This is a genomic window from Jongsikchunia kroppenstedtii DSM 45133 (genome assembly GCF_000380485.1).
Lineage (GTDB): Bacteria > Actinomycetota > Actinomycetes > Mycobacteriales > Mycobacteriaceae > Jongsikchunia > Jongsikchunia kroppenstedtii.
The window spans coordinates 103465-110148 of sequence record NZ_AQYG01000038.1 but is presented as its reverse complement, the minus strand read 5'-3'; the positions used below and the strand labels follow the sequence as shown (position 1 = coordinate 110148).

Genomic DNA, 6684 nt, shown 5'->3' with positions numbered 1-6684 from the left:
AGCCGGTCGCTGTGCTCGAGGAGTGGTCCGGTGGGCATGATGCCGGCGTTGTTGATCAGCACGTCGATCGGCCCGTGCGCGGCCTCGATCTGGTCGAGGAATGCCCGGAACGAGTCGCGGTCGGTGACGTCGAGTGCGATTCCGGTGATGCCGAGGTCGGCGGCGGCTTTGTCGACTGCGTCGGCGTCGATGTCGCCGATGGCGACGGTGGCGCCGGCGTCGAAGAGGGTGGTGGCGGTGGCGAATCCGATGCCGCGGGCGGCGCCGGTGATGGCGACGACCTTGCCGTCGATTCGAGTGGCCGTGCGCCGGAACGGGTTGTTCATCGCAGGCCTGCCGTCTCGAGATAGCGCACGCCGGTCTGCTCTTCCGAATACGCCCACAGCCGTTCGGCCTCGGCGTGATCGCGCGACAACCGGGTCGACGGCGATGTGGCCGGGCGGCGACCGCGGGACAGGTAACGCGGGCCGTAGAACTCGCCCCCGCGCACGGCCGATCCGGCGGCCGCCAACACGATCGGGTTGGCTCCCTCGGTGACCGAACCGGCGATCAGATTGCCGACGAACTTCACAGAGTCGAACAGCCTGCTCTCGGTGTGGTCGTAGAGGCCGGTCATGACGACTCCGGGGTGTGCGGCGACCGACAGGACCGGGGAACCGGCTGCCGACAGCCGGCGCTGCAGCTCTCGGGCGAAGAGCAAGTTCGCCATCTTGGAGTTCGCGTAGGCGACACGCCGGTCGTAGCGATGGTTGTGGAAGTTCGGGTCCGACAAGCCCTTTCGGGTGGCCATCGTGTGGGCGCCGCTGGACACGGTCACGATGCGCTCGCGAATCCGGTCCAGCAGCAGCCCGGTGAGTGCGAAGTGTCCGAGATGATTTGTGCCGAAGGTGCTTTCGAATCCGTCCGGCGTCCGGGACCACGGCACCATCATGATGCCAGCGTTGTTGATCAACGTATCGATCCGCCCCGTGTACCGGTCCGCGAAGTCGCGCACCGACTGCTGGCTCGACAGGTCCAGTGACTCGACGACCGGGTCGCCCGGGAGGGTGCCTGCCACCGCCTGGGCGGTCGTCGTGTTGCGGCAGGCGAGGACGATGCGGGCGCCGCGGGCGGCCAACTGGCGCGCCACCTCCGCCCCGAGATCGCCGTTGGCGCCGGTGATCAACACCGTTTTGCCGGATTGGTCGGAGAGGGTCTGCTGCCAGTCGCTCATGCGATCTACTTTCATGTTGGAACATGGATACGAATTTGTTTCTATGCTAGAAAGGAGACTCTCGTCAACGTCAACCCCGGGAGTGGCACATGGCCGTCGCCGACCGTTTAGCGAGCGCTCGCTCTGCTCTGGCTCAGGAGCGTCACGCTGCGCGGATTCTCCGTGAGGCCGGGATGATCCCGGGCCTGCGCGACACCGCGCTGCTGCTGCGGCACTGCGGACGATCCGGTCCGGCCGGTCTCGCGGCGACACTGGGCGCGCAGCACGGCGACACTCCGGCCATCATCGACGCGCACGGCACGCTCACGTACCGGCAGTTCGGGCATGCGACCAATGCCCTCACGAACGCGTTGGCCGACCGGGTCGGGGGCGGTCGACCAACGATTGCGGTCATGGTGCGCAACAGTCGCTACACCCCGATGGCCTTTCTGGCGAGCGCGGGCATCGGGGCCAAGGTGGTCCTGATGAATACCGACATGGGCCCGCGCCAGCTCGCGGACGTCTGCGCCCGCGAGCAGGTCGGGCTCATCATCTACGACGACGAGTTCACCGGATCGCTTGCGCAGCTGGACTATTCGGTCGACCGGTTGGTCGCCTGGGTGGACGGGGACGCGCCCGAAGATGCCCAGACCGTGGACGCGGTGATCCGCGCCGGCTCGCCGCGCGCCCCGCGATTCACCCGTCGGATGCCGGACATGGTGATCCTCACCAGCGGTAGTTCCGGCACGCCCAAAGGCCGGTCCAATCACGGCCGCCTCAAGGGAGCGGCCAGCCCGTCGTTGGCGACGCTGGCCGGATTCTTCCAGAAGATCCCGCTGCGCGGCACCGACCGGATCCTCTTGAACGCCCCGGCATTCCACGGCTGGGGTGCCATCGTCATGTTCAGCGGGCTACTGCTGGGATCGACGTTCGTGATGGACCGACGATTCGATGCCGAGCGCAGCGTCGCGCTCGCCGCCGAGCATCGGGTCACCGCGATCATCGGCGTGCCGACGACGCTGCGCCGGCTGATGGATCTGGGCCCGGAGCGGCTCGCCGCAATCGATCATCGGGCGATCCGGATCATCGGATCCGGCGGCGCGCGACTGGACGTACCGCTGGTCGAGCGGATCATGACCGAGTTCGGGCCGGTGCTGCACAATCTGTACGGGGCCACGGAGGCGTCGTTCATCACCATCGCCACGCCGGAAGACCTTGTCGCCCATCCGGAGACGGCGGGATCGGCGCCGATCGGCGTGAGCGTACGCATCCTGCGCGACGGCGCGCCGGTCCCGGTCGGCGAGGTGGGGGATATCTATGTGCGCAGCGCGATGGTCACCGGCACCTACACCAACGGCGAGACCAAGGAGTCGATCGACGGTGCGATGAAGACCGGCGACACCGGTCGGCTCGACGCCGCGGGTCGGCTGTTCATCGAGGGACGGTCCGACGGCATGATCGTGTCCGGCGGCGAGAACGTCTTTCCGGAGGAGGTCGAGCTGGTGCTGGCCAATCATCCGGCCGTCGCCGACGTCAAGGTGGCGCCCGTGGACGACCCGGAGTTCGGGCAGCGTCTGCGCGCCTTCGTGGTGCCGCGCGACGGCGCCACCATCGGCCTGGACGAGATCAAGACCTATGTGTCCAACGAGCTTTCGCGATCACGGATGCCGCGCGAGGTGATCGTGGTGCCGGAGCTGCCGCGGACCGCTACGGGAAAGGTCACCAACGCGACGCTCGCCGAGCTCGCGCGGGCGTACCAGCCGATCGGCTGATCGGCGTCAGTCCAGCAGGTGGTCGTACGACCACGCGATCCATTGCGGCAGGTGCGGATCGGTGGTCGGGTCCCGCGGGTCGATGGCGTAGGTCATCGCGACGCCGCGCATGCTGGTGTGCAACAACTCCCGTAGGTCCGGGTAGCGGCTCCGGGCGGTCAGGGGCGGCCCGAAGAAGTTGTCGGTGGCCGTGCGGATGAGGCTGCCGACCGTCTTCTCGAGCGGCACCAGCGCTTCCCGTAGGCCCGGATGATTCCGGGCCGCGAGCCATAGCTCCATCGAGGCCCAGAAGTACGGCTGAGAGTAGTTGGCCCACATACCCTCGACCGCTGCGTCGATCCGTTCGGCCGACTGCTCCGGCAGATCGCTGCGTACGACCTGCCGTCGCATGCTGTCGGCGGCCAGGTGGTGCACTGCGGCGACCAGGAGGTCGTCCCGGGACGGGAAATGATGCAGCAGCGCGCCGCGGGAGACGCCTGCGGCCTTCTGGATCCGCAATGTCGTTGCGCCCGAATATCCCTCACCGACAAGTGTGTCGAGCGCGGCGTCCAGGATTTTCCGCTGGGTATCGCGGCTGCGTGCCTGTTCCGAGCGTTGTGTCGCCACCATGAGTCGCGTCCTTCGGTCAGTCCGCGGCCTAGGCGAGGGGTTCCATCCAGAAGTCGGGTTCCAGGTCCGCCTCGCTGGCAGCGGTCCGATACTGGCTGAAGTCGCTGACTCCCTGGGTCGCAAGCACTTCGTCGTCGATGTAGCAGTTGCCGGTGGTGGTGGCCGCCGGCTGCGTCAGGATCACGTACGCGGCGTCGGCGACGATGGCCGCGCTGCGGCTCCGATCCACCAGCTCGCTGCCGAGCACGTTGCGAACCGCCGCCGTGTCGATCGTGGTCCGCGGCCACAGCGAGTTGGCTGCGATCCCGTCCGACGCCAGCTCGGCGGCGAGACCCAGTGTGACCAGCGACATGCCGAACTTGGAGATCGTGTAGGCCGTGGTGGTCTGCGCAAACCACTTGGGCTCCAGCGTGATCGGCGGCGACAGCGTCAGAATGTGCGGGTTGGACGACTTCTTGAGCGCACCGATCGAGGCCCGTGACAGCGAAAAAGTGCCCCGGCAGTTGATGTCCTGCATCAGGTCGTAGGCCTTCATCGGCATCGACTCGGTGGGCGTCAGGTTCAGCGCACTGGCATTGTTCACGACCACGTCGATGCCGCCGAAGGTGTCGACGGTGCGCGCCACGGCATCGGCGACCGCGTCGTCGTCCCGCACGTCACCGACGATCGGCAGTGCGGTTCCGCCCGCCCGCTCGATCTCCTCGGCCGCGGTGTAAATGGTCCCGGGCAGGGTGGGGTGCGGTTCGGCGGTCTTCGCCAGCATCGCCACGTTGGCACCGTCGCGCGCCGCGCTCAGCGCGATCGCCAGACCGATGCCGCGGCTGCCGCCGGACATCAGAATCGTTCGTCCTGCCAGGTTCGCCATCGTTGCTCCTTCAGTTACTCGCTATACAGTCTGGAGTGACTGTATAGCGGGCCGGGCGAGGCCACAAGGGGGCGATGAGAAATCACCAGCGGTTGCGCACGTCCTCGGCCCACCCGGTCAGGCCCGTGAGCTCCACCCAGCCGCCGTCGTCGGTCTGGGCTCGGCCACTGAACGTCCCGAAGCACTGATGGGTGTCGTTACCGAGGACCCAGAGCCAGGTGCGCGTCGCGCGGAGATGGAACGGCTCGAAGGTGACATCGACCCGCGGCCCGGTGATCCGCCAGGGCGCAAGCCAATTCGACCGGTCGTACTGCCACTCCACGGGTTCGTCGATCTTGTGCAGCACGCCGTCGACGAACAGCGCGTTCTCGGTCATGCCAGTGCCATCGGTCCAGCGTCCGCCGAGCTGGATCGCGCGCCCGGGCGCACTGCCGGCCGCCCAGTTCCAGGCCATCGAGTACGGCCACTTGCCCCGGCCGTGATCGAGGACGCCGAATGACTCACCCGGATCGATGTCGAAGGTCTCGTCGTGCAGGCGCAGCGTTCCGCGCACCGGCCGACCGAGGTCCTTGACGGTGTACTGGAATCGGCGGGCGCTCCAGGGGACGACCACGCCCATCGATTCGTGCGTCTCGGCCAGCGGGATCTCCACGTCGAGCTGGAACCCCGGAGCCGCGGCGTGGATCGCGCTGCCGGACGACCGTTGATCGATGGCGATCACCGCGCCGTCTGCCGACGCTCGGGCCAGGCCGACGCCACTGGTCGAGGGCATCAACACACCCCGCCCGAGTGGGGTCGCGGCGTTCTTCTCGTACTCCTGGCCGGTCGCGCGGTCGAGCACGTAGATGCCGAGGATGCCCGCGTAGTCGAGGGATGCGGCGGTGAGCCCGATGATGTGGCGCGGGGTGACGATGCCCCAGTATTCCCAGCGCTTGCGTCGGCCCCAGCCGCGAAGGTTGGCACGGTGCAACGGATGTCGGGTCCACCCGACCGCATCCGGGTCGACATGACCGCGCGGCAGGCAGAGATCAGCCGGTTCGACGATCTCCTGTGCCATGACGTTGCCTTCCGCTAGCAGAGATCCAGTTGCCGATCTGCCAAGGCCGAGGGAGGTCGACTATAGCGGAGCTATGTTGACCGACCGAGAACACCGGCAGGCGGCAACTGGGCCTGTTAGAACTCGATCTTCAGGGTGTCCGAGGTGGGCCGCGCCTGGCAGCCGAGGATGTAGCCGTCGGCGATGTCGTCCGGGTCGAGAGCGCCCGAGTTCTCCATTTCGACGGTGCCCTCGGTGAGAGTGCAGGCGCACGAACCGCATTCGCCCTCGCGGCACGAGTACGGCACATCCAGACCTGCCGACAGCATGACGTCGACGAGGGTCTGCTTGCGCGGCCACTGCAGCTCATGGGTGTCGCCGTCGAGCTCGATCTCGACCGACGCGGCGTCGGCGAGTTCCTCGTCGGTGGCCTCCTCGACTGCGACGTCCTCGAACGGGTCGCCCGCCAGTGAGTTGAAGATTTCGGCATGCACCTGGTGATGCGCGAAGCCGGCGCCCTCGAGGCCGGCGTGCACCGCATCCATGAACGGACCGGGTCCGCACATGAATGCCTGGTAGGCCTTGTACGGGCGCAGGGCGGTTGCCAGCGCCTTGGCGTCGGGGAGGCCGGAAACCGTTTCCAGCCAATGGATCACGTTGAGCCGGTCCGGGTGTGCAGCGCGCAGCTCGCGCAGTTCCCGCGCGAAGATGACGTCGGCCTCGCTGCGGTTGGCGTAGAACATGACGATGCGTCCGCTGCCCTTCGCGAGCGCGGCCTTGAGGATCGACATCACCGGGGTGACGCCGCTGCCGGCGGCGAGCAGCAGCAGGTGCGCCCCCAGGTCCGACGGGGTGAAATGGCCTGACGGCGGCAGGATCTCGACCTGATCGCCGACCTTGAGGTTGTCGCATACCCAGTTCGAGCCGTAGCCGTCGACGGTGCGCTTGATCGCGACGCGCGGCTTCTCGTCGCCGAACGGGTTGGAGCACAGCGAGTAGCAGCGGGCGACCGATCCGGTCTGATCGCTGGGGATGCGCAGGGTGATGAACTGGCCGGGCGCATAGTCGAAGTCTGCGTCGAAGGTGACGGACTTGGCGTCGGCGGTCTCGTCGATCACGTCGGCCACAGTCACGATCAGGCTGCGTGAGCCGTGCGGGGCGAGGTCGTCGGCCATCTTCTCTCTAACTTTCGTACGGGGCGGTCACACGA

At 67.5% G+C, this 6684-nt stretch carries 7 protein-coding genes; 1 reads left to right on the top strand and 6 read right to left on the bottom strand.

From position 1 onward, the window contains the following. A partial coding sequence (locus G341_RS0104220; protein ID WP_018177864.1) for an SDR family NAD(P)-dependent oxidoreductase occupies window positions 1–326 on the bottom strand: 326 nt, incomplete at its 3' end. Next, window positions 323–1213, bottom strand: a complete 891-nt coding sequence (locus G341_RS0104215) for an oxidoreductase (RefSeq protein WP_018177863.1) — start codon at window positions 1211–1213, stop codon at window positions 323–325. The genes G341_RS0104215 and G341_RS0104220, both read right to left, overlap by 4 nt. An 89-nt stretch (window positions 1214–1302) precedes the next feature. Here G341_RS0104215 and G341_RS0104210 point away from each other — a divergent pair, with 89 nt between their 5' ends. Then, complete coding sequence (locus G341_RS0104210) at window positions 1303–2964, top strand: AMP-binding protein (protein ID WP_051092637.1); 1662 nt, start codon at window positions 1303–1305, stop codon at window positions 2962–2964. A 6-nt stretch (window positions 2965–2970) separates the two neighbouring features. Here G341_RS0104210 and G341_RS0104205 read toward each other — a convergent pair whose 3' ends face one another. The 4 genes from G341_RS0104205 to G341_RS0104190 all read right to left on the bottom strand — a co-directional run bounded on the left by G341_RS0104205 (window position 2971) and on the right by G341_RS0104190 (window position 6649). Beyond that, window positions 2971–3573, bottom strand: coding sequence for a TetR/AcrR family transcriptional regulator (locus G341_RS0104205; protein WP_018177861.1), 603 nt, complete (start codon window positions 3571–3573; stop codon window positions 2971–2973). A 28-nt stretch (window positions 3574–3601) separates the two neighbouring features. Beyond that, window positions 3602–4438, bottom strand: coding sequence for an SDR family oxidoreductase (locus G341_RS0104200; protein WP_018177860.1), 837 nt, complete (start codon window positions 4436–4438; stop codon window positions 3602–3604). Window positions 4439–4520: 82 nt separating this feature from the next. Beyond that, a complete protein-coding gene (locus tag G341_RS0104195) occupies window positions 4521–5495 on the bottom strand; it encodes a DUF2804 domain-containing protein (protein WP_018177859.1) in 975 nt (324 codons plus the stop codon). A gap of 116 nt (window positions 5496–5611) precedes the next feature. Further along, window positions 5612–6649: a ferredoxin--NADP reductase gene (locus G341_RS0104190; protein WP_018177858.1), complete on the bottom strand. Its 1038-nt coding sequence runs from the start codon at window positions 6647–6649 to the stop codon at window positions 5612–5614. Window positions 6650–6684 lie beyond the last annotated feature (35 nt).

What these genes read in the sequence shown, in the direction of transcription:
- G341_RS0104210 (WP_051092637.1), top strand. Translation starts at nt 1,303, where the DNA reads ATGGCCGTCGCCGACCGTTTAGCGAGCGCTCGCTCTGCTCTGGCTCAG.
- G341_RS0104200 (WP_018177860.1), bottom strand. Translation starts at nt 4,438, where the DNA reads ATGGCGAACCTGGCAGGACGAACGATTCTGATGTCCGGCGGCAGCCGC.
- G341_RS0104190 (WP_018177858.1), bottom strand. Translation starts at nt 6,649, where the DNA reads ATGGCCGACGACCTCGCCCCGCACGGCTCACGCAGCCTGATCGTGACT.
- G341_RS0104205 (WP_018177861.1), bottom strand. Translation starts at nt 3,573, where the DNA reads ATGGTGGCGACACAACGCTCGGAACAGGCACGCAGCCGCGATACCCAG.
- G341_RS0104215 (WP_018177863.1), bottom strand. Translation starts at nt 1,213, where the DNA reads ATGAGCGACTGGCAGCAGACCCTCTCCGACCAATCCGGCAAAACGGTG.
- G341_RS0104195 (WP_018177859.1), bottom strand. Translation starts at nt 5,495, where the DNA reads ATGGCACAGGAGATCGTCGAACCGGCTGATCTCTGCCTGCCGCGCGGT.